The sequence below is a fragment of the Dellaglioa algida DSM 15638 genome (assembly GCF_001434695.1).
Taxonomy (GTDB): domain Bacteria; phylum Bacillota; class Bacilli; order Lactobacillales; family Lactobacillaceae; genus Dellaglioa; species Dellaglioa algida.
In genome coordinates this window covers 1-26,580 of record NZ_AZDI01000012.1, presented here as the reverse complement: position 1 = coordinate 26,580, position 26,580 = coordinate 1, and the positions used below count along the sequence as shown (strand labels likewise).

Here is a 26,580-nt window from a genome sequence, read left to right as displayed (position 1 = left end):
TCCTTTTTCCGTCAGTCCTCCCAGACTGACGGTTTTTTTGTGTTCATTCAATTTAGATACAAAAAAAGTTAGACAACTGACGTCATCTAACTTACTAAAATCTATTTTTCGTTGTGGAAACGGTTTTTAAATAATGGACTAACTGGTTTGTTTTCATGAATTCTCGTGATTGCATCCCCAATTAATTGACCCACTGAAATTTGAACTAATTTATCAATCTTTTTATCTTCAGGTAACTGAATTGAATCCGTTACAATGAATTGCTTAATTGGTGATTTTGCAATTCTTTCAACAGCTGGACCCGATAGAACAGGATGAGTTGCACTTGCGTACACTTCAGTTGCACCTGCGTCCATCAAGGCTTGAGCAGCAAGTGTAATTGTACCCGCCGTATCAACCATATCATCGATTAAAATACAACGTTTGCCTTCAACAGTTCCAATGATGTTCATAACTTCAGCAACATTGGCTTTAGGACGACGTTTATCGATAATTGCAATTGGTGCCTTCAAAAATTCTGCCAATTTACGGGCACGTGTTACACCACCATGATCAGGTGAAACAACAACAGAATCTTTGTCTAATCCTTCAGTTAAGAAGTAATCAGCAAGTAAAGGTGCACCCATTAAATGGTCAACTGGAATATCAAAGAATCCTTGAATTTGAGCAGCATGTAAATCGAGCGCTAAAATTCTTGTTGCACCAGCTTTTTCTAACATGTCAGCAACTAATTTTGCTGTAATTGGTTCACGTGAACGCGCTTTACGATCTTGGCGAGCGTAACCATAATAAGGAATAACGACATTAATTGATTTAGCACTTGCGCGACGCAAAGCATCAATCATAATTAATAATTCCATAATATTATCATTAACTGGATCAGACGTTGATTGAACAATATATACGTGATCACCACGGATACTTTCTTCGATATTAATTCTGATTTCGCCATCGCTAAAGCGATCGACAGAGGTTTTACCTAATTTAACACCAACCGCATCAGCAATTTTTTCAGCCAATGGTTTATTCGAGTTCAAAGCAAAAATTTTCAACTTTGGATCAAAATAATGTTCTGACATATGTGCCTCCATTTATTTAATTTTCCCTACTTAAAATTTTAAATAGTAATCAAGTAAATTGCAAGTTAAAATCCGATAAGAATTCGCTTACTAATTAATTTCTGGTGCATCCGCAACAGGTAATTTATCAAAATAACCTTTTTTATTCACTTGACGGCCACGGGCAATACCCAAGTCGTGTGAATCAACATTATCCGTAATTGTTGATCCGGCAGCGATAAATGCGTGATCACCAACTTCGAGTGGGGCAACTAAGTTAGAACCGCTCCCGATGAATGAATGGTCGCCAACATTTGTATGATGTTTATTAACCCCATCATAATTAACAAAAACAACGCCACATCCAACATTAATATCTTTACCTAAAGTTGCATCCCCAACATAAGTTAAGTGCCCCACTTTTGTACTCTTACCGATCGAAGCATTTTTAATTTCCACAAAGTTACCAATATGTGCGGCTTCGCCAATATGTGCTTGAGGACGTAAATGACTGTATGGCCCAATATTACTTTGTGTTTCCATGACAGAATCTTCAAGGTATGATGCCGTAACCGTTACATTATCATGAACGATACTATCAATAATTTCTGAATGTGCACCGATATAACAATCTTCGCCAATCACGGTTTTACCTTTTAAGTAAACACCAGGTTCAATAACTGTATCTGATCCAATTTTGACATCACATTCAATATACGTGTTATCAGGATCAACTAATGTCACACCATTGCGCATATGCATTTCATTAATACGACGTTGCATAACTTTAGTTGCAGCAGATAATGCAACACGATCATTAACGCCCATTGATTCTGAGAAATCCTTCATGCGGTAAGCTGCGACAATCTTGCCTTGTTTTTTAAGGATCTCCATAACGTCAGTTAGGTAATATTCGCCTTGAGCATTATCGTTTGTCACTTCATGTAAAGCGGCAAATAACGTTTTATTATCAAAACAATAAACGCCTGTATTAATTTCCTGAACGTTAGCTTCTTGGATTGTGGCATCTTTTTGTTCAACGATTTTTTCAACAATGCCTATTTCGTTACGAATAATACGCCCGTAACCAGTTGGATCTTCAGCTTGTGCTGTTAAAACTGTTGCTGCAGCACCTTTTTCTTTATGATATTCGAACAATTCGCCGAATGTTTTAGCCGTTAAAAGTGGTGTATCACCATTAGCAATAATGGTCATACCTTCTTTGTCTTTTAAGATTTTTTCTGCTTGAAGGACAGCATGACCCGTTCCTAATTGTTCTGCTTGAAGGGCATATTCTGAACGGTCTCCTAAAGTTTCTTCAACTTTTTCGGCACCATGCCCCACAATTGTTACAACTTCATCCATATTATTTGCTTCAATTTCTGTTAAAACATGGTCGACCATTGGGCGGCCAGCAATCGGATGCAATACTTTATATAGCTTCGATTTCATTCTCGTACCCTTACCGGCAGCAAGGATAATCGCATACTTAGCAACTGTCATTAGATAGTCTCCTCCAAATTAATATTCTTCTTTTATAATAGCTTAGTCACGCATGTGTTGCAAGATTTGTTCAAGACCGTTCGGCATTAAAAGTGGCTATTAATCCTGGCTTTCAACACAAAAAAAGACCTTAACAGACTGACTCCAATGTCATCGTTAAGATCTGTTATAAATTTATTTTTTAAACGTTTTTGATAAGTAATTTCCTTCACTAACATGAATTGTTTTATCTGTATGATTAATTTCATCAACTTTTAATAACGAACTGTAGTCATCAACAATCCGGTCACCGCTGAAGGCTCCTTCGGCGAAAACAGAAATACCAACTAAGTTAGCTTCGAATTCTTCGATTAAGCTCTTCATTCCGTTAACCGTTCCGCCACCCTTCATGAAATCATCAACGATTAACACGTTAGCGCCGCGTTTTAAACTACGTTTTGATAATTCCATTTTTTCGATGCGTTCGCTAGATCCGGATACATAATTTACGCTCACCGTTGAACCCTCAGTGATTTTTGAATCACGACGAACAATGACAAAGGGCACGTTCAAGAATGTGGATACACTTTGTGCAATTGGTACCCCTTTAGTTGCAACAGTCATAACGGCATCAATTTTTTGATCTAAGTATTCCGTTGCGATAAGGCGTCCAACTTGGCGTAAAACATCAGGACGGCCAAGTAAATCAGATAGGTATACATAACCACCTGGTAATAAGCGATCTTTTTCTGATAATTCTTCGGTCATTGTTTCAATAAATTCCCGGGCTTCCGCTTCATCAATTGAAGGGATAAAACGTGCACCACCAGCAGCGCCGGGAATTGTTTCCAATGTTCCTGTTCCGCGTTCTCTAACCGTACGTTTTACAATTGCTAAATCCTCACTAATTGATGATTTAGCTGATTCATAACGTTTTGAGAAATAAGTTAAAGAAACTAACGTGTGTGGTCTTTCTAACAGGTAACGAGTCATATCAATTAATCGGTCACTTCTTCTTGTCTTCATTTATATCAGGCCTTTCCTTTTCAAAAATCTCTAGTATTCGAGCGTGTTTTTTATTATAACCCGTTTTACCGAAGATTAACAGTTAAAACCCAAATTAATTTTATTAACGTTCGCTTTTTAATAATTTTTTAATAAAAAAACAAGCTATTTTAAAAAATAGCTTGTTGATTGTTAATATTCGGTTTTACTTCTGTTTGTTCACTTGGCGTCTAACTGAGACGACTTTAATCAAGCTGCAGATAATAAAAATGGCAATAAACAATAATGTAATCGTTGCGCCGGGTGGCGTATTGAATTGGTATGACGACATTAAGCCACCAACCATCCCGATGACACCAACAACCACACCAACTAAAATAACCATATTAAAACTGCGACCTAAGCGCATCGCGATGGCAGCCGGTAGAATCATAATGGCCGACACGAGCAAAGCGCCTGCAATTGGCATCATAATAGCGATTGTCACACCCGTAACTGCGTTAAAAACAATTGACATCCATCTAACAGGTAAACCCTCGGCAAAAGCCGTTTCTTCATCAAAAGTTAATACATACATTGGTTTTTTGAATAATAAGAAAAGGACAACGATTAAGACTGTCAAAATCGCTAGGATAATCACTTGGGCTGTACTAATTGTCACGATTGATCCAAACAGGTATTGTTGAACACTCATCGAACTTGCGCCCTGATTTAAACTCATTAAGACCAAAGCAATCGATAGACCGGCGGACATCATAATGGCGATTGAAACTTCTGAATAAGTCCGATACAAGTTACTCAAGAATTCGATTAAGACTGACGCAATCAAAACAACAATTAACGTGGTGATGGTTGGGTTAATATTGACGAATAAGCCCAATGCAACCCCGGCTAATGAAACATGCGACAATGTATCGGCTAACAGCGATTGTCTTCTTAAAACTAAGAATAAGCCTAATAATGGGGTAATGACAGCCATTAAGAGTGAGGCAATTAAAGCTCGTTGCATGAATCCATAGAGAAACATCTCCATTGTGAGTCCTCCTTTCTAACTAATTTAATATGGCGATCAATATACTCAGACACATCTTCATGATCATGAGTAATCATCAAAATACCTTTATGGTGCGTATGTGCTTCGTGTTGTAATAATTCATAAAAATCATGACGAGATTTTTCATCCATCCCTGTTGTGGGTTCATCCAAAATGAACAAATCAGGGTCTGCCGCAAAAATTCGTGCTAAACACACGCGTTGTTTTTGCCCACCAGATAACTCACCAATTTTATGATTCCTAAAACTCCACATATTCACTGTTTCAAGTGCCTTTTTAATATGATCATGATCTTTTTTATTTAATCTTCTTAACCAACGATTTTGTTGATAACGACCTGACGCTACCAATTCATAGACCGTTGATGGGAAACCCGCATTAAATGATGAAATTTCCTGTGGAATATAACCCACGCGTAATTTTTTATCTTCTAAATTAATTTTAGAAATTTCAGCAGTCCCCTTAGCAGGATGCAATAATCCCAGAACGTTTCTGATTAAAGTTGATTTAGCAGCGCCATTTTCACCAGTTAAAATAACAAATTCGCCTGAATCAATGTGAAAATTAATATCTTGTAAAACGGGTTCTTCATCGTAATAAAAAGTGAGATCTTTAACTTCAATATATTTCATCTATTCTCCTTATTTAACAACCGTTTTTAACGATTTCAAATTGTCTTGCATCACTGAAAGGTATGTTTCGCCACCTTCAATTTGAGCTTTTGACAAGCCTTCAATTGGGTTCAACCCTTTAACTTTAATATTAGTTTCCCTTGCCAACATGTTCGCAATTTTACTTGAATCATTTGCTTCCGTAAAAATAGTGTCGACATGATACTTTTTAATATAGGTTTGTAATTCTGCCAAGCGATTTGGACTAGGTTCCCCATCAGAAGAAATCCCCGCAATTGCGACCTGCGTCAATCCGTATTGTTTTGCTAGATAAGCAAATGCCGCATGTTGCGTCACGAACGTTTTATTTTTAGCATTTTTTAATGTCGTTTCATACTCAGTATTTAACGTCGTTAATTTTTTCAAATAAGCGTTCGTGCGTTTAACGTAATCCTGCTTATGTTTAGGATCTTGTTGTATAAGTTCTTTGGAAATATTTGTAACCATTTCTTTTGCGTTTTCAGGATCTAACCAGATATGCGGATCATAATTATCGGTTGATTCAAAAGAAGTCGTTTCTTCTTTATCGGCCAATTCGGCCTCTTCACTTTTCAATTCGTCATTCTCGTCAATCATCTTAATCGAATGACTGGCATTTAAAATTTTGGTCTGTCCTTCATCAATACTTGATTTCAAACTTCCGACCCACGTTTCCATGTTATTACTACTATAGATAAAGACATTTGCTTGTGAAATTTTACCAATGTCCTTAGCACTAGGTTCATAATCATGAGGTTCTGTACCAGCAGGCATCAACATTGTTACATCCGCATCAGAACCAGCAACTGCTTTAGTAAATTCATAAATTGGGTAAAATGTCGTGACAACCTGTAACTTATTAGATCCTTTATTGGTTGCCGTTTGCCCACACCCGGCCAATACGACAACGAATAACGCCAGCAATAAGCCAACTAAAACCGATTTTTTATGCATGATTTCTCCCTCATTTTTCAAATCGTAATCTAAATAGTAATGAATACTATTACCGACAATTACTAGAATATCATTTTAAATGAGGCCGCGTCAACTTTTTATTCGTCTTAATCACCGTTTAATCAAGGTTTAATAAGTATTTTTGACAGTATTCGTTTGAAGGAATACTGTCAAAATGGCATAGTAATCGTTTACAATATTAATCCATGCCACTTTTTCTTATTTAAAATGAATACAGACGTATGGTATCCCACTAGAATTAACATTACTGAGATGGAGGCTATTTGGGGGATAAAGAATGTTCCGATTGTTGAAACTAGCCCAAACATAACCATCCAAAATCTTATTTTTGCGACACTTTCCATCATCTTAATATGACTTTTATCTACATGTTTCATTGCGCCTTTTGATAAAACAAATAATCCTAATACGCAAAATGTGTATATCGCGATGTAACAAACGCTTGGCGCCACGGAATTCACAAAATCATTATGCCATGTCGTAACGGTTGGCAGTACACTCATTGGTAATAATAAAAGTAAATTAACCCACAATAATTTCTTACTAACCGTCTTCACCGGCGCCAAAATCATATGGTGACTTACCCAAAAACTTGCCACAAACATGAAACTAAGAATATACGATCCAAATGTAATTAAAAAATTAGGCGCTAGTATAGCGCTCCAACTGTCATGCGTAGGTACATTTATTTGCAAAACCATAATAGTTATTATTATTGCGATAACCCCATCGCTAAACGCTTCTAATCTGCTTTTATTGATAATTTTCACCCCATATGTTTACTTTAAACAATCATTTTTATTTCGGCTAACTTACTCCTAATTTTTCCAGAAAGATAACAAGCTACTGCGATTGCTGGGAAAAATTGTAATGGGAAAAGGAATAATAAAAGTGCACCCGTAACAATCGGTTGGTTCAAGATGATTGTTACACTTGCAGCAACAACGATTCCGATTATTAATCCCGGCGTGTAGTTAAAGATAGTAATAATAGCGAATCCTATTGCAACGCTTGCGAAGATAGCTGGGAATATCTTCCCACCTCGCCATCCGAAAGCAAAACAAATATTTGTTAATAGCGACTTACCTAACGCTAAAAGGACTAAAAATAATACGGACTCTTTAGCGGCACTACCTGAAAAGCTCAATAATTGATGTTCTCCCGAAAAAAGTAAATATGGTGAGATCATTCCTGCTACCCCAATCAGGGCTCCTGCTAAAACGGCCGCTATTAGTTTATTCGTTATTTTTTTAGCAATTTTCTCGCTTATTTCTTCTAATTTTAAAAATAAAATGCCAAAAATAACACCTATAATCAGTGCTGGTACAATTAGCCATAATACTTCTGGTTGCCAATTCACTTTAGCAAAACGTAATCCAAATAACGCTTCTTTTGGAAATAGTCGATTAATACTGGTAAATCCTAATATTCCAAGCAAGGTCGTCCAACCATATAAAAGAATTTTAGGCCAATTTTTCTTGGCCGATTGTTTAGTTACAGCATCTTTCTCCAATGCCTCACCCATACCAAGTAAAGGGGCATGAAAAATAGTTGCCATCATTGTGCCAATCCCCAAATTCAAAAATTCTTCTCTTCTTTTAAGGGTCAACTTCATCTTGTCACCAACCCAACTAATTAAACCGCCCAGAATACTTGAAAGTGCGGCTTCTGGCCCAAGACTGGCCCCAAACGCTAAGACAATCCACGCCGCTAAGATGTTCTTCCCAACTCTTTTTTTATATCGCACTGACCCTGTGTCTTTAAATTCTTGTAAAGTTTGATGCATCGTTTTTGGATAATCACCAAGATATTTTTGGAACAGCCCCACTAATAAACCGCCTATCAAACCGACGATTAAGGGATAATAAGACCATTCTAAATTACCCGGAACGGTTACCCAGATAAAATTGATAAATATATTTAGTATAACTAAAAATAATGACGCTACCATCCCAACAAAAATACCCAGTAAACTACTCATAAAAATAAATATTGAATCGAATTTCATTCTTTATACTCCTTTAACTTAGACATTTTTTATGTACCCTTATTACCAAAAAAAGGTAACCGAATGAGTATCCAGTCACCTTTTATTTATCTTAATCTTGAATTTCCGCGCCCAATGAGTCTTTAAAATGAGTCAGTGCCCATTCGTGGCCAACTTGATTAAAACTTGCCATCGCTTTTTCGTGAATGACAATCTTGTAGCCCAAGTTATACGCATCGACCGCTGTATGCAACACACAAATATCTGTGCAGACGCCCATTAAATGCACTGTATCAATTGAACGCGCCCGTAATTTTAAATCTAAATCAGTTCCTGCAAAAGCACTATATCTTGTTTTATCCATCATATAGACCGTTGACTCATTTTTGTGAGCCTGATACCAAGGGGCTAATTGTCCATAGAATTCTCGACCCTTTGTACCGGCAATATTATGTGGTGGAAACAATTTTGTTTCCGGATGAAAAGGGTCATTTTCATCGTGTATATCTGTGGCCAACACAATATAATCACCCTTTTGCTCAAACTCAGTCATTAATTCCATGAGTCGCGGCTCAATAGCTTGTGCGGGTTTCCCTGCCGTTAACGCTCCGTTTGTTGCGACAAAATCATTTGTATAATCAATTTCAATTAAGGCTTCCATCGGTATCCCTCATTTCAGTCATATTTAATGCCTACAACATACCAAAATCAGTCAACTATCGCAATTAAATCAACTTAAGGGCCTGACCAGATAAACCTCTTCACAAAAACCTTTTAAACTATTATAAACATGTTGCGCCCGGCTTTTTTTCCGACAAATTGCGAAGACGGTTGGACCAGATCCACTCATTTCTGCAGCATCTGCACCGAATTTTATCATTTTCTTTTTTAATCGCGTAATTTCGGGATAACGTTCAGCCGTAATTGGTTCGAGCGCATTCCCTAGATTATCAATCAACGCATCCACATCGTCATCCTCAATGGCGTTCACGATAGCATTCACATTCGGGTGGACCAAATGTGTGTAATCGATTTGTCTAATAATTGTTGGCGTTGAAACACTAATTTTCGGTTTCGCAACCACTAACCAAACAGGCGGTAATTCTTTTAAAATGGCGATTTTTTCACCGCGACCGGTTACATGAGCTGTTCTACTGTAGACACAATAGGGGACGTCAGAATCAATTTTCAACCCAATTTTAGCTAATTCAGCTAACGATAACTTAAGTTCCCATAATTTGTTTAGCGCACGTAGAACTGCAGCCGCATCTGATGATCCGCCACCTAATCCAGCTGCCACCGGTATCTGTTTTTTAATATGTATTTGAGCCCCTTTGTTGATATGAAACTTATCTTGTAAAATTTTTGCCGCTTGGTAGGCCAAGTTTCGGTGATCGCACGGTAAAAAGCCACTATCAGTTTCCACTGTAATGTCCGTTCGATCTTCTAGCGATTTGATATGTAAGTAGTCTGCCAAATCAACTGATGTCATGACCATCCGCCACTCCTGTTCACCATCTTGATGATGGAATGGCGTGTCTAAACTTAAGTTGATTTTGGCTGGGGCTTTTTCACGAATCTCCATATTTTCACCTAATCCCAGTATGCCTTAATTACCTCTAATTATACTAATAATTTCTAAAAATAAAAGTCCCAGTTCATCTATTATAAAAAAATAGGTTCTTCATCAAAAAAAATGACAAGGAACCTACTCGTATTCTATTAATTTAAGCAGCGTTATTTTACCAAGTACGTCAAGACGCTACACCGTTTTATTTAATAATACGTTCGTCATCTTCACCAAAATATTGATAATTTGCGTGTAAACTATCACCAAACATTTTACTAATCGTTGTAAATTCGTACCCTTTGGCTTTTAAATTTTTGATGATTGAATCAAGTGCAACAACGGTTGTTGGTTGACTATCATGCGTCAATATAATTGTTCCTGGGTAAGTCGATTGGGTAATAGTTGAGACAGTTCTAGCACTATTTTTTGTTTCCCAATCTCTTGAATCAATAGCCCATTGAATAACAGGCATATTCATTTTAGCAGCAACAGCCTTATTAACAGCTCCATATGGTGGACGGACTATTTGTGGCAACATACCGGTTGCTTTATAAATTTCAGCAGATGTACTTTCAACTTCACTTTGGACTTTATCATCTTTTAAAGTCACCAAGTCAGCATGATTATAAGTATGACTGCCAATTTCATTACCGGCAGCTAAAACTTGTTTCGCGATTTGTGGATTTTCTTTTACTCGATAACCCACCATGAAAAATGTGGCATTTACCTTATTTTTAGCCAACGTTTTTAAGATTTTAGGCGTATTAGCGGGATCAGGGCCATCATCAAAAGTAATCGCTACAAGTTTTTTATTTTTTGATTCAGGAACAACTTGAGTTTTAAGTTTATCCGAGTAAAATACGGGATCTATTACGTGAATAAGCTCTTTACCAGTTAAAGATACGGTTGAAACATTTAACTCATTATCTGGGAAAGTCACTTGTAAAGAGTCGTTTGAGTAGTTAAATTTAATTTTAGCTAGCTTCTTAGCCTCAGTTAATCGCAATACTTTAGTAATATTCAAATTTTTATGTTGTTTTAAGATTTCATTTTGTAGTTGTAAAGATAAATCAGATAAATTACCTTTTTTGTTAAGCAACTCGCTAAGCGCTAAAGGCTGATTCGTTTTAGCATTCACTAACTGGTTATCCATTTTTGCGGAGCCTGATTTTTTATAAGAGTAGTCGTCTTTTTGATAAGACTGTGCCGTTATTTTGTAATTCACAGCATCCCCATGCTGTGAATTTTTCGTAGCAGTTACGACTACAAATGAATTAGTCTTCTCACTTTTGGCCATTTTTACTGCATTCTGTGGAACCATAATGTTCTTTGGTAGATAGTTGTACACAAGAATTCCATTTACCTTCTGTTTAGAAGGCTTGGTACGATCAGCGGCGGCATTTAAAATACTTTCTTTACTTGCCTCTAATTGACTCGCGTGTTTGTTAGCCTCTGTTTTTAAATAGAGTCCTGTCGAACCCCCAATTAATACCAGTACAAGAACAACTACTCCAATGATTTTCCCAAAATTTTTATTCATCTACCCTAATCCCTTTTTCTAAATTTATTATCTTTTTGACTATCAGGTCTCTGATAGTCTTTCGCAAAAAAAAATCTATCATCAATGATAGATTTTATAAAACTTAACCGTTTATGTTAATCTTCAAAATCAATTTCAATATTTTTTGTTAAAACATCAGTATAACTGTATGAGACACGTTCAAATGAATTCTCATCTTGGTTTAAATCAACTACAAAAATTGCTGGGAATGTTTCACGTAAAATCCCTTTACGTTCTGTAGTTTTCTTTCTACCGGCTTGAGCGACTACCGTTAAGTTCTTTCCGACTTGGGCATCTAGCTTTTCCTTGATGCTTGCTAAAGTTTCTGGCATGATGGGCTTCACCTTCTTATGTGAAACATCATAACATAGTTTCACAAGATTTGCAATTATACCACACCGGACGTTAGTAGTTCAATAAGAAGTTAATTAAATTTCTCTTCGACTTTAATAAGATTATTAGACAAGACGATAAACTCATGAATACTGAGCTTTTCAGCTCGAATTTGAGCAGAAATCTCTGACGCATCTAAGGCTTCTTGTAATGCCTCACGAATTTCAGGTGTCTTACCATAGATTGATTGCAAATTGTTCCACAAACTTTTACGACGATGAGCAAAACTTCCCTTAACTAATTTAAAGAAGACCATTTCACTAATTGGACGTTCAACGTCCCCTTCTTTTTGATTCAACACAATAATTGCTGAATCAACATTGGGTTGTGGAATGAATACAGTTCTTGGCACAACAAATGCCACTTCCGCATCCATTTCGTATTGAACGGCAACCGTGAGTGAGCCGTATGTCCGGCTTCCCGGGTCAGCCGCAATTCGTTCTGCAACTTCTTTTTGCATCATGACAACGATGGTATCCAACTTAACCGCCGTTTCTAATAAATGCATAATAATTGGCGTTGTGATGTAGTAAGGTAAATTAGCGACTAATTTTAATGGATGTTGACCATCAAAATGTTCTTCCACCAATGCAGGTAAGTTAGCTTTTAAAATATCTTGTTCCACAATATCAACATTGTCATAAGGACTTAATGTTTCGCCAAGAACTGGAATCAAATTTTGATCAATTTCAATGGCCAAAACCTTATGAGCACGTCTCGCTAATTGTTCTGTTAAAGACCCAATTCCGGGTCCGATTTCAATAACATCATCTTCAGCTGTAATATCCCCAGCATCCACGATATTCATTAAGACATTTTTATCCGTTAAGAAATTTTGACCCAAACTCTTTTTAAAAGTTAAGCCATAAGTTTCCATAATCGCTTTGGTTCTAATTGGTGAAGCAATATCTGGCACGTCATTGTTAGCCATGTGTTTCCTCCGTTGTCTCGTTAATTTCTTTCAATGCATCTGCAAATTCTTCCGGCGTAATTTGAAATAATTTTAGTCGGTTATATAATTGTTTCCCATTTGTATAACCAATTTTTAGGTATTCACCCAATTTTTCACGTTTACTCTTAGCATCCGGACCGGCAATTAAACCTGCCGTTTGTAAATCTTCCAAGCTGATTAAAATCTCACCATCTGGCATTTCCGTATAAAGATGCTCTAACGCCTCACGAATAGCTTCAACCGAGGCATGCTCCACACCTAGACTACCTTTATGATCTGGGACAGCTTCACTTTTCTTTAAAAAAGCATGTTGTACGCTAGGTACTCGTGCCGAAATTGTTTTACGAATTTTTTCTCCAGAAAAATCTGGGTCTGTAAATACGATGACCCCACGAGTCTCTTGTAACAATTCAATTTGATCTAATGTTTCGTCGCTAATTGCCGATCCGCGAGTCTCAATCGTATCCGCATTGACAGCTAAATGGATCCGTTTGGTATCATCGCGACCTTCAACTACAATCACTTCTCTAATTTTTTGCATATTAACCTATCCTAAATAGTTTTTCGGCATTTTTAAATGTTGCCGATGCCATATCGATACTTGAACTTTCTCGAATTTTTGCGATTGCCTCTAAGACATATCTCGTGTAACCGGGTTCGTTACGTTGACCTCGATAAGGTTCAGGCGTTAAATATGGCGCATCTGTTTCGATTAAAATTCGATCAATCGGTGTTACTTTAACTGCTTCATGAACCTCTTTGGCACTATTATAGGTCACAATGCCACTATAGGATAAATGCATCCCTAAGTCTAAGAATTTATCCGCCCATTTTGCGTCACCATTAAAACTGTGCATAATACCGCCGATATCTCGGATATCAGCTTCCTTTAAAATGGTGTAAACATCCTCAAAAGAATCTCGATTATGAATTGAAATCGGTAAGTTTAAACTTTTAGCAATTTCAATTTGACGTTTAAAAACTTTTTTCTGGGTTTCTACTGGGGATGTATCCCAATGATAATCAAGACCCATCTCACCCATTGCCACAACTTTTGGCGTCTGTAGTTGTTCTATCAAAACTTTTTCAGTTTCTGGTGTATACGTTTTTGCTTCTTCTGGATGCCAACCAATTATAGAATACAAGTTCGGATAATCTTTGGCCAACGCTAACGATTTTAAAATACTGGGTTGATCAAAACCAACGATGGCCATCTTAGTGACATCAAACGCTTTTGCACGTTCAATAACTTCAGGAATTTCGGTTTTGAATTCATCAGAATTAATATGTGTATGCGTATCGAATATTTCCATAGGATACCTCCTTTGATCGGCAAAAATGAAGAAGGACTAGAGCAAAACCAAGTTTTGTTTCTAGTCCTCACTTTTATTTAGCCAACAATTGCACCATTTTTAATATCTTCATCAACGGTAATTAATTTTAATTTACCATCGTATTCAGCAGAAAGAATCATCCCTTGGCTAATTTCGCCCTTCATCTTACGTGGTTTCAAGTTTGCAACAATCACAACTTTTTTACCTAATAAGTCTTCTGGTTCAGGATAGAACTCTGCCACACCAGATAAAATTTGACGATGATCAGGATCACCGGCATCTAATCTGAATTTCAATAATTTGTCAGCATTTTGAACTTTTTCAACTTGGATAATCTCAGCAACTTTTAATTCATTTGGTTCAAATTGGTCAAATGTCGTTTGAGGTAATGTTAAATTCAACTCAACATCTTCTGGGTTCCAATCTGTAGAATCTTCGTCCGTATGATTAACTGCCATTGCTTTACGCCCCTTTTTCTTATCAGAAACTGTCATTTGATCTTTAATGTAGGCAACTTCTTCCTCTACATCTAAACGTGGGAAAATAGGTGTTCCTTTTTCAATAACAACTTTATTTGCTGGGAAGTCAGAGTAGTTTAACCCTTCAATTGCCATGTCAGCTTCATCTAAACCTAACTGGTTGAATATTTCTTTAGGCGCATGCGTCATTACTGGTTGAATTAAAACAGCAATCACACGTAGACTAGCAGCCAAATGAACCATCACGCTATCCAACTCAGCTTTACGCGCTTCATCTTTAGCAAGGACCCATGGTTGTGTTTCATCAATATATTTATTTGTTCTAGCAACCAATTTCCAGATTGCATTTAAGCCATCTGAGAATTGCATTTTATCCATTAATTCTGTGTATTCTGTAATAACGTCTTCAGCCGTTTGACCTAAGTCGCCATCAAATTCAGTCACATTACCATTTAACGTTGGAATTTTTCCACCGTCATACTTATTAATCATAGCAACAGTTCTATTCAATAGGTTACCTAAATCATTCGCTAAATCAAAGTTTACTCGCGAAACGAAATCTTCTGGTGTGAAGACGCCATCATTACCAAATGGTACAGCGCGCATTAAGTAATAACGGAGGGCATCTAATCCGTAACGTTCAACTAACATTTCTGGGTAGATAACATTCCCCTTTGATTTAGACATTTTTCCGTCTTTCATCAACAACCAACCATGACCAAAAATTTGTTTTGGTAAAGGCAAATCAAGTGCCATCAAAATAATTGGCCAATAAATCGTATGGAAACGCACGATTTCTTTACCAACCATTTGGACATTTGCGGGCCAGAATTTATCAAATAACTCGGTATCATCAGAGCCGTAACCAAGCGCCGTAATATAGTTTGCCAGAGCATCAATCCAAACGTAAACAACATGTTTTGGATTACTTTTCACTTTAACTCCCCAATTAAAGGTCGTTCTAGAAACCGCAAGATCTTCCAAACCAGGTTTGATGAAGTTATTTACCATTTCATTTTTACGTGATTCTGGTTGAATAAAGTCGGGATGTGCATCGTAATAACTCAATAAACGATCCGCATATTTACTCATTTTAAAAAAATATGATTCTTCCTTAACTAATGAAACTTCGTGGCCACTTGGTGCTTTACCGCCAATCATTTTGCCAGCATCATCACGGAAAACTTCGGCTAATTGTGATTCTGTAAAGAATTCTTCATCAGAAATAGAATACCAACCTTCATATTCCCCTAAATAAATATCACCTTGTTCGAGTAATTTATCGAAAATATATTGTACTGCTTTTTCATGTTGGTCATCCGTCGTTCGAATAAATTTATCATTTGTAATTTCAAGTGTTTTCCATAATTCTTTGATATCACTAGCCATACCATCGACATAAGCTTGCGGTGTTGTTCCCAATTCTTCAGCTTTTTGTTCGATTTTCAAGCCATGTTCATCTGTTCCCGTTAAGAAGAAAACATCATAGCCTTTTTGGCGTTTATAACGCGCTAGCACGTCACATGCAATTGTTGTATATGAATTACCAATATGTAATTTACCTGATGGATAATAAATTGGTGTGGTTAAATAAAATGTGGGTTTTTCTGTCATTTTTAAGACCCTTTCCGTATCGTGTTTCATCTGTATTTTGTCATTCGTTCTGTATAAACTCCTTAACAGTATAGCATAGTTTTTTACCGATTTTAAACAATAAAAAGAGACAATCCGCGAGTTTCACAGACCATCTCTTTTAAATTTATCGGGCATATTTTTGAAATTGGCGAATAATCATAATTTCTTTTTCAGACAGTTGCCCATCTAAAATGGTAATCAAAATGCGCCCCACTCGTCTTGGATCCCGTTTTAGCGCCGTAATACTAAACGTAATTGCTGCGACCATTAGGGTTAATAACAATCCTTCGCCTTTTGTAAATAATGTGCCAAATAACATGATTGGATTTCCACCAAAAAAACTGACACCACCAAAGTAGAAAAGGATGAAGTCGAAGAACCGTTGAAAGTAAGTTAACCATTGCAACCGTGTCTTAAGACTACTTAACCGAGTAAATATTTCGCTATGTTCAAGCATTTTGCAACAATCCTTCACTATAATTTAATTTCAAATTTGATTAATTGTGAGCCTCTGAAATTCGTCACATATCGATGTGCCTCATTCTTTAATATATAAGGTAACACAGGAATCAGGTCAGGCGTTAGTCCAACGTTCTGTTCATCTAAAGCCCATGCAGTTGGAAAATTAGCCAGAATTCCTTCACGCATTCTTTGTGGATATTGCGTTCCGAACGACTTCGCTAAATCTACATGAAACAGTGCTATCGTAGCTTGATAATTATTATCCACTGACCACTCAAGATATCCGGTTGGACTGCATTGAGCTTCCGAAACCTGTATACCCGTTTCTTCAGCTAATTCACGAATCATCCCTGCCAATTCAGATTCTGTCGCCTTACGTTTACCACCAATCCCATTCCAAAGACCAACATACGGCTTCTTAAAGCGGTTCAGCAATAAAAGCTCATCCCCAGCCGTAATAACGGCTAAATTATATTTTGCTAACTCTACCATTATTCAGCAGGTCTAATTAAAAAGCGCATATCAATCGTGTTCATCAGTTCTAGCACTGTCATATCATAGGTGTGGATGATAACTTCTTTTGAATCTGCATTTTTAGGGACCGTGATAACAAATGCATTTTGTTTATCATTTTTTTGAATTCCAATGTATGCAGATGCAAAGTTAACGTTACTTTTAAACTCAGAATGCATAATATCAAATAATTGACGGACTTCTAATTTTAATTGACGTTCGCTAAAAACGGGTGTCAAAGTTGCAAATGTATTTAGGTACATTTTTGGTAATTTCCATGCTTCAAGTTGTGCATCAAATGCCTTGAATAATGCAACTGCCGCACGTCGAGCTTCAAACGGTGCACGCAAGCTGTTTGCCGTTAATATTTCCAACAATTTGAGCGCCGCGTTTGCAGAGATAGGATAAAATTCTAAAAATTTCTCAGTAATTTGTTCCGCATCTTCATTTTGGAAGAAAACTAGGGCATCTAATAGCGTGATTAAACGATACATTCCCCATTCGTCTGGACCACTACCTTCTTTAGGCTCAGCTGTTACTGTTGCTAAAACGCCTTGGTAGAATAGTGATCTGACGTTATCATCGATAAATCCATTTTCTTCCTGTAATCTAAAAATTGTTGCATGTAAAATCGTGTCATATAGTTGGATAGCCGTGGCATTAATTTTATCATCAATATCAAAATCATCCGTTGTCATCTTTAACATTAATTCAGGCGCTTGGTTAAGTTGTAAGAAAAAATGAAACAACTCATGTGAAATTAAATAATCTGGTGCCGTAATGTCAGTCACATTGATAATAAAATTACCATCTTCTAACCGTGATTCAACTTGCTGATGTCTAATGAATCCAACTTTTTCTCCACCACATTGAATTTTGATTTCCCCATCAAATTGTTTTTTAATTTCGGCAATTAAGTTTTGCGTGTTTTGTTGTAATATAATTTCAGCCATCTTAACGTTCCCCTTTTCGTCTTAAATCTTTTAATTTTTGCGTTGCAATTGCAGTATCCGGTCGTATTTCATGTTTTAATAACTCAGTTAATTGTCCCACTTCTTCATTCATAGCGCCAACTTTAACCGCTAACGATTTTAATTGAAGGCCCATATGTCCCTTTTGAATTCCATCAGAAACCAATGCTTTAAGTGCTGCAAAATTTTGTGCTAGGCCAACGCTGGCGATTACACCAGCTAGCTCCTTAGCTGAGCCAATACCCATCATTTTTTTATTGATTTGGACCATTGGTACAATATCAATTGAGCCACCAACAACTCCAACAGGCATAGGCACTTTAATTGTCCCAACTAGATTATCGCCAATTATCGTCCAGTTAGTCAAGCCCCGGTACTGACCATCTCGACTAGCGTAGGCATGAACACCTGCCTCAATCGCACGCCAATCATTCCCAGATCCAATTAACGCCGCATCAATACCGTTCATGATTCCTTTATTATGTGTGACGGCTCGATAAGGGTCAAGTTGTGCTACTCGACTGGCAGAAACAATTTTTTTGGCTAGTTCTTGCCCGTCCATATGTACAGCGTCGAGTAGAAAAATTGGCACTGAACAACTCGATTCGACTAATGACTCGGTTGCATAATTAGATAAAATACTCATCAAAACATCTTGATTCAATTCTCTCCTCAGAACATCACCAACCACTTCCATCATCGTATTAACACTGTTTGCGCCCATTGCCGCTTGAACATCAATTGCTAGATCAATAGAAAGTAAATCATCTGCTAGTTTTCTAGCACGTACCCAGCGTGCGCCACCACCACGTTTTACAAGTGAGGGACGGGCCGCATTAGCTACTTCAATTAAATACGCTTTTTGCGCATCAATTTGTTTAATCGTCTTGTCCGCCTCTTCGACATTTTCCAAAATCACTTGACCAATCATTAATCGAGAGTCAATTTTCGTCGTAAAGCCACCGGCGGATGCAATTATTTTTGCACCGTTATTACTTGCGGCAATCACAGAAGGTTCTTCAGTCACCATTGGAACCGTCACCTCTTTACCATCAACTAAATAATGAAAGGCAACACCTTCTGGTAGCGTAAAATCCGCTATATAATTTTCTGTCATTTGATTATTTAACTCGTGATTAGGTGAACTTTTCTCTATCTCTTTTCTTGCTTCATCCGAAATAAGACCATCATTCAATAAGATATTAAGCCGGTCTTGCCACTTTTTTTGATAAAATTTTATTAATTTTGTCATTTTGTTAGTCCTTTTTATTGTTTTTTACTTTTAGTAAGAAAAATGAATGGTTTCTTAGCTCATTTTACGCTATTATAGAAAGATAATATATTACTTTTAAAAAAAGGGGCGTACTAAAATGAAAAAAATATTAAGTCTTGCCAGTGTGTTATTGATTGCTCTTGCTCTAACGGCCTGCGGCAAATCTAAAGAGTCATCATCCGATTTAACACAAACAAAAGATACCTTAACAATTGGTCTTGAAGGGACTTACCGCCCTTACAGCTACCATGATAGCGATAATAAATTAACGGGATTTGAAGTTGAACTTGGACAACAATTAGCTAAAAAGATGGATTTAAAACCCAAATTTGTAGAATCAAAATGGGATTCTCTAGTTGCTGGATTAGATGCCAACAAATATGATGTTGTCTTGAACAATGTCGGTGTGACAAAAGAACGTCAAGCTAAATACAATTTCACATCACCTTACATCTATTCAAAATCGATTTTAGTTGTTAAAAAAGATAACACATCGATTAAAACAATTAAAGATATCAAAGGTAAAAAAATGGCACAAACCGTTACAAGTGAAAATGGTGCTGATGCTAAACGCCTCGGTGCTGATGTCGTATCAACCGACGATTTTTCAAACACAATTAGCTTAATTTTGGATGGCCGCGCTGATGGTACTATCAACAGTAATGACGCTGTTTACTCATACCTAAAAGAAAAACCTGACACAAACATCAAAACAATTTCAACGGGTTCTGAAATCACGTCACTTAAAGTTGCCGGCTTGATTCAAAAAGACAATTCTAAATTACAAGAGAAACTAGATGCAGCGCTTAAAGAATTACGCGCCGACGGATCATTATCAAAATTATCAAAAAAATACTTTGGTAGCGATATTACAAACAAATAAGTTAAAGAAGACTGGTGCAAAATCCATTTTGTTATCGGTCTTTTTTTATTAAACTAGATTAAGAGAGGTTCATCGTTCATGAAACTTGTTATGGATTCACTCCCGGCCATTTTAGAAGCTGGGTTGCGTTACACTATTCCATTATCGGTTATCTCATTTATTATCGGGATAATTATCGCCGTGATTACAGCATTAGTTCGCATTTCAAACGTTAAAAAAGGGAGTACTTTCACGCGTTTATTAAAAATAATTGGCAAGGCCTTCTTTTCTTTTTACGTCTGGCTTTTCAGGGGAACACCTCTAATTGTTCAAATGTTTATTCTGTTTTATGGATTACCTAGATTGCCGGCTCCTTATACGGTTGAATTTGGTGCATTCAGCGCTGCCGTAATTGTTTTCTCATTAAATGTAGGTGCATATGCGTCCGAAACAATTCGTGCCGCTATTTTATCAATTTCAAAGGGGCAATGGGAGGCCGGTTACGCGATTGGTATGACCCATACAACCGTATTATTCCGCGTTATTTTACCACAAGCAGCTCGCGTCTCGTTGCCACCTTTATCAAATAGTTTTATTGGCTTAATTAAAGATACCTCACTAGCTTTCTCAATTACGATTGTTGAAATGTTCTCCGTTGGTCAACAAATCGCGGCCCGGACTTATGAACCTATGGTCCTATACTGTGAAGTTGCAGTCGTTTACCTGGTATTCTGCTCAATTTTAAACGTTGGGCAATACTACCTAGAAAAAAGAACATCGCGTTACATCAAGAATACCTAGGGGGTCTGAATCATGATTAAATTTGAAAATGTTAATAAATATTTTGATCAACACAAAGCATTAAAATCATTATCATTTGAATTACCAGAACATGAGACAACCGTGATTGTTGGACCTTCTGGGTCAGGTAAATCGACATTGTTACGGTCATTTAATCTGTTAGAACAACCTGAAGAAGGTCTCTATTCATTAGATGATAAAGTAATCGATTTCGCTCAACCAATCAGTGAAAAAACTATTTTAGAAGTTCGTCGACAAACCGGCATGGTTTTTCAAGATTATAATTTATTTCCACATTTAACCGTTTTAAAGAACGTTATGGAAGGTCCCTTGCACGTTTTAAAAGAACAAAAATTAATTGCTGCACAACGCGCTGAAGAACTTTTGGAACTAGTCGGTCTTTCAGATCGTGCTAATTATTATCCAAACCAGTTATCCGGTGGGCAGCAACAACGTGTCGCTATTGCCCGTGCAATGGCAATGAATCCTAAATACTTATTATTTGACGAACCGACTTCCGCGCTGGATCCAGAGTTAGAGGCTGAGGTCTTAAAAGTGTTACTTAAATTAGACGTCGAAAAGAATTCGATGGTGATTGTGACGCATAATATGGCCTTCGCAAAAGCTGTTGCTAGCAATATTATCTTTTTAGAAGAAGGCAATATTTTATTTAACGGTTCACCGGATGAATTTTTCAATCATCCCACAGAACGTATTCAAAAATTCTTGTCGGCAATGACATTTGAAGATATTTTACCCAAATAAAAAGACATCGTATTAAACGATGTCTTTTTATTTGCCTAATTTAGTTGTTAAATAGCCTTCACGAACGCCACTTTCAGAGAAAATGACCCCTACGGAATTCAAATACTGACCTAAGGCCACAACGGGCGCAATACCACCTACGATAATATCTGCACGATTAGAAGCTATCCCACTAACTTGTGCACGCTTTTTAGTTGTCAGCCCTACTAATTCTTCAAAGGTTAATGAAACGGCTTTACGCGACAATTGATAGCCATTAATTGCTTCCGTATTCACTAATTTTTGTTTTTTCCGATTAAGACGTCCAATAATTCGATTCGACCCACCAAGTAAAACAAGTGGTAGCTCAATTGCCTCTTTTAACCATTCTAACTTTTGAAAGGCAGTTACTAAATATTCCATTAGTTGAAACAATTCTTTACCCGTAATCTGATCATTTTTTAAATATTTTTCAGATAAAGTCACCGCTCCAAACGGAAGACTCACGAGATGGGCTACTTTTCGATCAACAACATGGATGAGTTCGCTACTTGCACCACCCGTATCTAAAATTAAGCAATCACGAATTGGCAAAGCTTCCATAACGCCCATATAGTCGTAATAAGCTTCATCATCGCCACTCAAAACTTCAATATCAGCACCGACAGCCTCTTTAATACGACGTAAAAACTCTTTTTGATTTCGCGCCATTCGAACTGCAGCAGTTGCAATGCCGTGCACGGCAACTGGGCCATAAACGTCGTACTGTTTTTTAAAACTCACTAGTGCTTCAATCGTCCTAGCCATTGCATGTTCCTGCAAAACGCGGGATTTCCCCATCCCTTCAGATAATCGTGTTTCTGACTTTAATCGTTTGATTTCTTTAAATTGCCCATTATCGAGTTGCTCATTAATTGATAATCGGACTGAATTTGAACCCAAATCCAATAAAACAAACTTTTCCATTATTACTCACCTCATACTAAATCAAAGAAACGGTTCACAACAGAACTAGTTAAAATAATTAATCCCAATCGCATCTCTAACTTCGTTCAAGGTTTTGTTAGCAACAATATTTGCCTTGTCGCTACCGGCTTTTAGCATCGCATAAATGGCTTCAGGATCCTTAGCCAGCTCAGCACGTCGGTCACGAATTGGTGCCAACTCAGCTTCAAGCACATCGTTTAAGTAACGTTTAATTTTAACATCGCCTAAACCGCCAGCTTGATATTGAGCCTTAAGCTCTGCAACTTTTTCAGTATCTTTATCAAAGATATCAAGATAAGTAAATACCATGTTACCTTCAACTTTACCAGGATCTTCAATATGAATGTGATCCGGGTCAGTATACATCGACATAACTTTCTTCTTCAATGTCTCAGCGTCATCCGCAAGAAAAATACCGTTACCTAATGACTTACTCATTTTTGCGTTACCATCTAGTCCAGGTAAACGACCTTGACCCTTTGGTGGAAAAACGCCTTCCGGTTCAACAAGAATATCTTTTTGATAAATTGTATTAAAGCTTCTAACAATCTCGCGTGTTTGTTCAATCATTGGTTCCTGATCATCACCGACAGGAACAACTGTTGCCTTAAACGCCGTAATATCAGCAGCTTGGCTAACTGGGTAAACGAAAAAGCCAGCAGGAATGCTACGTTCAAAATTCTTTTGCTGAATTTCAGCTTTAACAGTAGGATTTCGTTCCAAACGAGAAACAGTTACCAGGTTTAAGAAATAGCTTGTTAGTTCCGTTAATGCAGGAATTTGAGATTGTACAAAAATAGTTGTTTTACTTGGATCAATTCCAACTGCCAAATAATCCAAAGCAACTTGAATTAAACTATTTTTGATTTTTTCTGGATCACGTGCATTATCTGTCAAAGCTTGTTGATCGGCAATCATAATGAATGTCTCATAATCACCTGAATTTTGCATTGCAACGCGATTCTTCAATGAACCAATGTAATGCCCAATATGTAGTTTACCTGTGGGACGATCTCCCGTTAAAATTACTTTTTTTGTCATAATTACGCTCCCTTTCTATCTATAAAAAAAGTCCTATTGTTAGTAAATAACAATAGGACGACTGTCTCGTGGTACCACCTAAATTGCAGAACGAATCCTGCCACTTACCGATAAGGAGGTTACCCAAAATTCTCATATATCCAATTCGGCCTGCCATCATACCTTTCAATAAAATCAGTATGTCCCTGTTGTGGTTAGCATTCCTACTTCGCAATAATCAATGAATTATCTATTAGTGTAAGTGTAGCGTGTTCCACACAAAAAATCAAATAATATTAAATACTAGACGAAAATTTCAAAAACCTTTAAACTAGGTCAATAGTACAAGGGGGCCATTAATATGTCGGAAGAAGAAATTGAACAAGAACGAGTGGACTCAGTTGTTAAAGAAATTAATGAAAAATCAATTAAAACAGCTGAACTGTATGAAAAAGCGCATAAAGAAACATCATCAGTTGAAAAAAACTATGTAGATAACGCAAAAATCAATACTTTTGAAATTGATGATCGAATTGAAACGAATGCTGAAGTCCAACAACAAAAGCAATTAGTTGCAACAACAATTCAGACCGAAGAAATTTTAGAAAGACAAGTCCACACTTTAGAACAGTTAGGCGACTCACCTTATTTTGGCCGCATTGATATCCAAGATGATGGTGATCCAGACCAAGAACAACTTTATATTGGTCTAGCGTCTCTAGTAGATGATCACCAAAACTTTCTGATTCACGATTGGCGAGCGCCCATCTCAAGTATTTATTATAATGGTGCACTAGGCCATGTTTCATACGAAACGCCACAAGGAAAGCAAATGACTGAATTATCAAAAAAACGCCAATTTCAAATTAAGGAAGGCAAAATCCTATCGATGTTTGATACCAACGAAACAATTGGTGATGAATTATTGCAGCAGGTCCTAGGCGAACAAAGCGATGCACAAATGAAAAATATCGTTTCAACAATCCAGCAAGAACAGAATACAATTATTCGTGATACGACAAGCGACCTGCTAGTCGTACAAGGGGTCGCCGGTAGTGGTAAAACGTCGGCCATTCTGCAACGCATTGCATTTTTACTTTATCATTCAAGAACGTCGCTAAATGCTGACCAAATCATCTTATTCTCACCAAACCTACTCTTCAGTCATTATATTTCTGATGTTCTGCCAAGTTTAGGCGAAAAAAATATGCGCCAAGTCACTTTGGCAGAATTTTTTTCTAATCGATTTCAGGGATTAAAGGTGGAGACATTATTTGAAGACTATGAATCAAATAACGATCGCCATTTATCCGATATAAAAGGTAACGAACAATTCAAAGAAACAATTGAACATTACTTAAATACACTAGAATCCACGGATTTATCTTTCACCGATATCATATACGAAGGGACACCATTCTTCAAAAAAGAAGAAATCACCCAGATATACACACGTTTGCCACAAAATATGTTATCAGCAGATAAGTTCACTGCAACAAAAAATGCATTAACAAAACGATTGAAAAATCGAATTACCGAAATGTCTACATCAGATTCGATACGAGAAGAAATTGATTCTCTGTCTGACTCCCAGTACGAAACATATTTAATAGACTATAAACGTGATGAATTCGATAATGTAGACGACGAAATTTCATATATCGGTACAATCATATTGAAAGATCGTTTTAACATTGTTTATGATGCTATCTACAATAACTACTTTATAGATATCTACGAGCAATATGCAAATTTTTTAGAATCTGCTATTTCAACAGAATCTAAAATAACATTCCAATTGAACCTAGAACTTCACAAAATAGCATTGTCAGACGCTGCACCATTATTATTACTACGTGATCTATTGTCAGGAAGCGGTCAAAATAGAAATATTGAGCACCTGTTTATTGATGAAATACAGGACTACTCTCCATTACAACTTTTATATTTAAAAAATTGTTTCCCCAATGCCAAACTAACACTTTTGGGCGATAGTGAGCAAGCACTGTTCCACGATTTAGTTTTACCAACTAAATTTTTAGAAAATTTGAATCGGATTTTAAAAATCAAAAAAACTAATTTAATTATTCTAAATAAAAGTTATCGATCAACGTTTGAAATTACTAACTTTGCGAAATCACTACTGCCCGACGGGAATAATATTGAATCATTCACACGTCATGGTGAATTACCCAAAATATACTTTAGTAAAAATCGTTCTCAGGCTCTTTCATCCTTGATAACATTAATTAACGAAAAAGATAAAAGCGGTCAGCCGCTAACAATTATTACAAAAAATATAACAGAGTGTAATATACTTTATAATGAACTCAGGGCGTCGGTAGATATTACAAAAATCACGGACGGTGATAGAAGTATACCGCCTACTACAATTATATTACCCATTTATTTAGCTAAAGGACTTGAGTTTGATTCCGTTGTTGCCTTCGATATTTCAGAGACAAACTATGTATCACAAAATGACCTTGGAAATCTCTATACACTTTGTTCCCGAGCAATGCATTCACTATCCATATTTTCAATCGAAGCATTATCACCATTGCTGAAAGGTTCTATAATTGGATCGTCCGTCCATATTGTTTAATATTTAGATTGATTTTTTATTAGTATTGCTATAGAATTTTATAGTAATGCCGCTTTAGCTCAGCAGGTAGAGCATCACCATGGTAAGGTGGGGGTCGCCGGTTCAAATCCGGCAAGCGGCTTTTTATAATAAATGATCGCACAAAAAAAGACATTAACAATTAAGTTAATGTCTTTTTTAATTAGCATGGCAACGTCCTACCCTCGC

Annotated in this window: 26 protein-coding genes and 1 tRNA gene; 5 read left to right on the top strand and 22 right to left on the bottom strand. The window is 36.8% G+C overall.

The genetic code is table 11. The features are described 5' to 3' along the window. Window positions 1-101: 101 nt before the first annotated feature. From FC66_RS07245 to FC66_RS07150, 20 genes are all read right to left on the bottom strand, one after another. Window positions 102-1,079, bottom strand: a complete 978-nt coding sequence (locus FC66_RS07245; protein WP_057974721.1) for a ribose-phosphate diphosphokinase — start codon at window positions 1,077-1,079, stop codon at window positions 102-104. Between the two features lie 90 nt (window positions 1,080-1,169). Continuing rightward, a complete protein-coding gene (gene glmU, locus FC66_RS07240) occupies window positions 1,170-2,561 on the bottom strand; it encodes a bifunctional UDP-N-acetylglucosamine diphosphorylase/glucosamine-1-phosphate N-acetyltransferase GlmU (RefSeq protein ID WP_057974720.1) in 1,392 nt (463 codons plus the stop codon). Between the two features lie 174 nt (window positions 2,562-2,735). Further along, window positions 2,736-3,566: a pur operon repressor gene (gene purR / locus FC66_RS07235; protein ID WP_057974719.1), complete on the bottom strand. Its 831-nt coding sequence runs from the start codon at window positions 3,564-3,566 to the stop codon at window positions 2,736-2,738. 184 nt (window positions 3,567-3,750) lie between these two features. Next, a complete protein-coding gene (locus tag FC66_RS07230) occupies window positions 3,751-4,578 on the bottom strand; it encodes a metal ABC transporter permease (RefSeq protein ID WP_057974718.1) in 828 nt (275 codons plus the stop codon). Beyond that, window positions 4,539-5,231: a metal ABC transporter ATP-binding protein gene (locus tag FC66_RS07225; RefSeq protein WP_057974717.1), complete on the bottom strand. Its 693-nt coding sequence runs from the start codon at window positions 5,229-5,231 to the stop codon at window positions 4,539-4,541. Before FC66_RS07225 ends, FC66_RS07230 begins: the two co-directional genes overlap by 40 nt. Before the next feature lie 9 nt (window positions 5,232-5,240). Further along, window positions 5,241-6,203: a metal ABC transporter substrate-binding protein gene (locus FC66_RS07220; RefSeq protein ID WP_057974716.1), complete on the bottom strand. Its 963-nt coding sequence runs from the start codon at window positions 6,201-6,203 to the stop codon at window positions 5,241-5,243. Between the two features lie 191 nt (window positions 6,204-6,394). After that, the gene (locus tag FC66_RS07215) at window positions 6,395-6,994 is read right to left on the bottom strand and encodes a TMEM175 family protein (protein WP_083478991.1); all 600 of its coding nucleotides are present in this window, start codon (window positions 6,992-6,994) and stop codon (window positions 6,395-6,397) included. 14 nt (window positions 6,995-7,008) lie between these two features. After that, complete coding sequence (locus FC66_RS07210) at window positions 7,009-8,232, bottom strand: chloride channel protein (RefSeq protein WP_057974714.1); 1,224 nt, start codon at window positions 8,230-8,232, stop codon at window positions 7,009-7,011. Between the two features lie 91 nt (window positions 8,233-8,323). Next, window positions 8,324-8,872: a cysteine hydrolase family protein gene (locus FC66_RS07205; RefSeq protein ID WP_057974713.1), complete on the bottom strand. Its 549-nt coding sequence runs from the start codon at window positions 8,870-8,872 to the stop codon at window positions 8,324-8,326. A gap of 69 nt (window positions 8,873-8,941) precedes the next feature. Beyond that, window positions 8,942-9,796 (bottom strand): 4-(cytidine 5'-diphospho)-2-C-methyl-D-erythritol kinase, encoded by an 855-nt coding sequence (ispE, locus tag FC66_RS07200; RefSeq protein ID WP_057974712.1) that lies wholly within the window; start codon window positions 9,794-9,796, stop codon window positions 8,942-8,944. Window positions 9,797-9,983: 187 nt separating this feature from the next. Continuing rightward, entirely contained in the window at window positions 9,984-11,321 is a 1,338-nt protein-coding gene (locus tag FC66_RS07195) for a polysaccharide deacetylase family protein (RefSeq protein ID WP_057974711.1), read from the bottom strand. Between the two features lie 116 nt (window positions 11,322-11,437). Further along, window positions 11,438-11,674, bottom strand: a complete 237-nt coding sequence (locus FC66_RS07190) for a Veg family protein (protein WP_057974710.1) — start codon at window positions 11,672-11,674, stop codon at window positions 11,438-11,440. Window positions 11,675-11,766: 92 nt separating this feature from the next. After that, window positions 11,767-12,666, bottom strand: a complete 900-nt coding sequence (rsmA, locus tag FC66_RS07185) for a 16S rRNA (adenine(1518)-N(6)/adenine(1519)-N(6))-dimethyltransferase RsmA (protein WP_057974709.1) — start codon at window positions 12,664-12,666, stop codon at window positions 11,767-11,769. Next, a complete protein-coding gene (gene rnmV / locus FC66_RS07180) occupies window positions 12,659-13,228 on the bottom strand; it encodes a ribonuclease M5 (RefSeq protein ID WP_057974708.1) in 570 nt (189 codons plus the stop codon). The genes rsmA and rnmV overlap by 8 nt, the downstream gene beginning before the upstream one ends. A 1-nt stretch (window position 13,229) precedes the next feature. Beyond that, window positions 13,230-14,000, bottom strand: coding sequence for a TatD family hydrolase (locus FC66_RS07175; protein ID WP_057974707.1), 771 nt, complete (start codon window positions 13,998-14,000; stop codon window positions 13,230-13,232). Window positions 14,001-14,077: 77 nt separating this feature from the next. Beyond that, entirely contained in the window at window positions 14,078-16,114 is a 2,037-nt protein-coding gene (metG, locus tag FC66_RS07170) for a methionine--tRNA ligase (RefSeq protein WP_057974722.1), read from the bottom strand. A gap of 145 nt (window positions 16,115-16,259) precedes the next feature. Next, the gene (locus FC66_RS07165; RefSeq protein WP_057974706.1) at window positions 16,260-16,592 is read right to left on the bottom strand and encodes a hypothetical protein; all 333 of its coding nucleotides are present in this window, start codon (window positions 16,590-16,592) and stop codon (window positions 16,260-16,262) included. Window positions 16,593-16,609: 17 nt separating this feature from the next. Beyond that, the gene (locus FC66_RS07160; RefSeq protein ID WP_057974705.1) at window positions 16,610-17,089 is read right to left on the bottom strand and encodes an NUDIX domain-containing protein; all 480 of its coding nucleotides are present in this window, start codon (window positions 17,087-17,089) and stop codon (window positions 16,610-16,612) included. After that, entirely contained in the window at window positions 17,089-18,063 is a 975-nt protein-coding gene (locus FC66_RS07155; RefSeq protein WP_057974704.1) for a hypothetical protein, read from the bottom strand. Before FC66_RS07155 ends, FC66_RS07160 begins: the two co-directional genes overlap by 1 nt. 1 nt (window position 18,064) lies before the next feature. Then, window positions 18,065-19,333 (bottom strand): hydroxymethylglutaryl-CoA reductase, degradative, encoded by a 1,269-nt coding sequence (locus FC66_RS07150; RefSeq protein ID WP_057974703.1) that lies wholly within the window; start codon window positions 19,331-19,333, stop codon window positions 18,065-18,067. Between the two features lie 118 nt (window positions 19,334-19,451). On the opposite strand from FC66_RS07150, the gene FC66_RS07145 reads away from it, so the two are divergent. The 3 genes from FC66_RS07145 (at window position 19,452) to FC66_RS07135 (ending at window position 21,782) form a co-directional block, all read left to right on the top strand. Beyond that, the gene (locus FC66_RS07145; RefSeq protein WP_057974702.1) at window positions 19,452-20,237 is read left to right on the top strand and encodes a transporter substrate-binding domain-containing protein; all 786 of its coding nucleotides are present in this window, start codon (window positions 19,452-19,454) and stop codon (window positions 20,235-20,237) included. A 78-nt stretch (window positions 20,238-20,315) separates the two neighbouring features. Next, entirely contained in the window at window positions 20,316-21,017 is a 702-nt protein-coding gene (locus FC66_RS07140) for an amino acid ABC transporter permease (RefSeq protein ID WP_057974701.1), read from the top strand. 12 nt (window positions 21,018-21,029) lie between these two features. Beyond that, window positions 21,030-21,782: an amino acid ABC transporter ATP-binding protein gene (locus FC66_RS07135; RefSeq protein ID WP_057974700.1), complete on the top strand. Its 753-nt coding sequence runs from the start codon at window positions 21,030-21,032 to the stop codon at window positions 21,780-21,782. 27 nt (window positions 21,783-21,809) lie between these two features. On the opposite strand, the gene FC66_RS07130 is transcribed toward FC66_RS07135, so the two are convergent. Together FC66_RS07130 and trpS are read right to left on the bottom strand one after the other, a co-directional pair. Continuing rightward, entirely contained in the window at window positions 21,810-22,727 is a 918-nt protein-coding gene (locus tag FC66_RS07130; protein WP_057974699.1) for a Ppx/GppA family phosphatase, read from the bottom strand. A 45-nt stretch (window positions 22,728-22,772) separates the two neighbouring features. Then, window positions 22,773-23,789 (bottom strand): tryptophan--tRNA ligase, encoded by a 1,017-nt coding sequence (gene trpS / locus FC66_RS07125; RefSeq protein WP_057974698.1) that lies wholly within the window; start codon window positions 23,787-23,789, stop codon window positions 22,773-22,775. A gap of 340 nt (window positions 23,790-24,129) precedes the next feature. Here trpS and helD point away from each other — a divergent pair, with 340 nt between their 5' ends. Both helD and FC66_RS07115 read left to right on the top strand, forming a co-directional pair. Then, entirely contained in the window at window positions 24,130-26,373 is a 2,244-nt protein-coding gene (gene helD / locus FC66_RS07120) for an RNA polymerase recycling motor HelD (protein ID WP_057974697.1), read from the top strand. Window positions 26,374-26,421: 48 nt separating this feature from the next. Beyond that, window positions 26,422-26,494, top strand: a tRNA-Thr gene (locus FC66_RS07115). Window positions 26,495-26,580 lie beyond the last annotated feature (86 nt).

Excerpts from the sequence above, each read along its gene's own strand:
- ispE (WP_057974712.1), bottom strand. The coding sequence starts at position 9,796 with ATGGAGATTCGTGAAAAAGCCCCAGCCAAAATCAACTTAAGTTTAGAC.
- helD (WP_057974697.1), top strand. The coding sequence starts at position 24,130 with ATGTCGGAAGAAGAAATTGAACAAGAACGAGTGGACTCAGTTGTTAAA.
- FC66_RS07225 (WP_057974717.1), bottom strand. The coding sequence starts at position 5,231 with ATGAAATATATTGAAGTTAAAGATCTCACTTTTTATTACGATGAAGAA.
- FC66_RS07230 (WP_057974718.1), bottom strand. The coding sequence starts at position 4,578 with ATGGAGATGTTTCTCTATGGATTCATGCAACGAGCTTTAATTGCCTCA.
- FC66_RS07140 (WP_057974701.1), top strand. The coding sequence starts at position 20,316 with ATGAAACTTGTTATGGATTCACTCCCGGCCATTTTAGAAGCTGGGTTG.
- FC66_RS07190 (WP_057974710.1), bottom strand. The coding sequence starts at position 11,674 with ATGCCAGAAACTTTAGCAAGCATCAAGGAAAAGCTAGATGCCCAAGTC.
- rsmA (WP_057974709.1), bottom strand. The coding sequence starts at position 12,666 with ATGGCTAACAATGACGTGCCAGATATTGCTTCACCAATTAGAACCAAA.
- FC66_RS07135 (WP_057974700.1), top strand. The coding sequence starts at position 21,030 with ATGATTAAATTTGAAAATGTTAATAAATATTTTGATCAACACAAAGCA.
- FC66_RS07145 (WP_057974702.1), top strand. The coding sequence starts at position 19,452 with ATGAAAAAAATATTAAGTCTTGCCAGTGTGTTATTGATTGCTCTTGCT.
- FC66_RS07245 (WP_057974721.1), bottom strand. The coding sequence starts at position 1,079 with ATGTCAGAACATTATTTTGATCCAAAGTTGAAAATTTTTGCTTTGAAC.
- FC66_RS07205 (WP_057974713.1), bottom strand. The coding sequence starts at position 8,872 with ATGGAAGCCTTAATTGAAATTGATTATACAAATGATTTTGTCGCAACA.
- FC66_RS07155 (WP_057974704.1), bottom strand. The coding sequence starts at position 18,063 with ATGGCTGAAATTATATTACAACAAAACACGCAAAACTTAATTGCCGAA.
- FC66_RS07165 (WP_057974706.1), bottom strand. The coding sequence starts at position 16,592 with ATGCTTGAACATAGCGAAATATTTACTCGGTTAAGTAGTCTTAAGACA.
- FC66_RS07210 (WP_057974714.1), bottom strand. The coding sequence starts at position 8,232 with ATGAAATTCGATTCAATATTTATTTTTATGAGTAGTTTACTGGGTATT.
- rnmV (WP_057974708.1), bottom strand. The coding sequence starts at position 13,228 with ATGCAAAAAATTAGAGAAGTGATTGTAGTTGAAGGTCGCGATGATACC.
- FC66_RS07130 (WP_057974699.1), bottom strand. The coding sequence starts at position 22,727 with ATGGAAAAGTTTGTTTTATTGGATTTGGGTTCAAATTCAGTCCGATTA.
- trpS (WP_057974698.1), bottom strand. The coding sequence starts at position 23,789 with ATGACAAAAAAAGTAATTTTAACGGGAGATCGTCCCACAGGTAAACTA.
- glmU (WP_057974720.1), bottom strand. The coding sequence starts at position 2,561 with ATGACAGTTGCTAAGTATGCGATTATCCTTGCTGCCGGTAAGGGTACG.
- FC66_RS07220 (WP_057974716.1), bottom strand. The coding sequence starts at position 6,203 with ATGCATAAAAAATCGGTTTTAGTTGGCTTATTGCTGGCGTTATTCGTT.
- metG (WP_057974722.1), bottom strand. The coding sequence starts at position 16,114 with ATGACAGAAAAACCCACATTTTATTTAACCACACCAATTTATTATCCA.
- FC66_RS07195 (WP_057974711.1), bottom strand. The coding sequence starts at position 11,321 with ATGAATAAAAATTTTGGGAAAATCATTGGAGTAGTTGTTCTTGTACTG.
- FC66_RS07150 (WP_057974703.1), bottom strand. The coding sequence starts at position 19,333 with ATGACAAAATTAATAAAATTTTATCAAAAAAAGTGGCAAGACCGGCTT.
- FC66_RS07160 (WP_057974705.1), bottom strand. The coding sequence starts at position 17,089 with ATGGTAGAGTTAGCAAAATATAATTTAGCCGTTATTACGGCTGGGGAT.
- FC66_RS07175 (WP_057974707.1), bottom strand. The coding sequence starts at position 14,000 with ATGGAAATATTCGATACGCATACACATATTAATTCTGATGAATTCAAA.
- purR (WP_057974719.1), bottom strand. The coding sequence starts at position 3,566 with ATGAAGACAAGAAGAAGTGACCGATTAATTGATATGACTCGTTACCTG.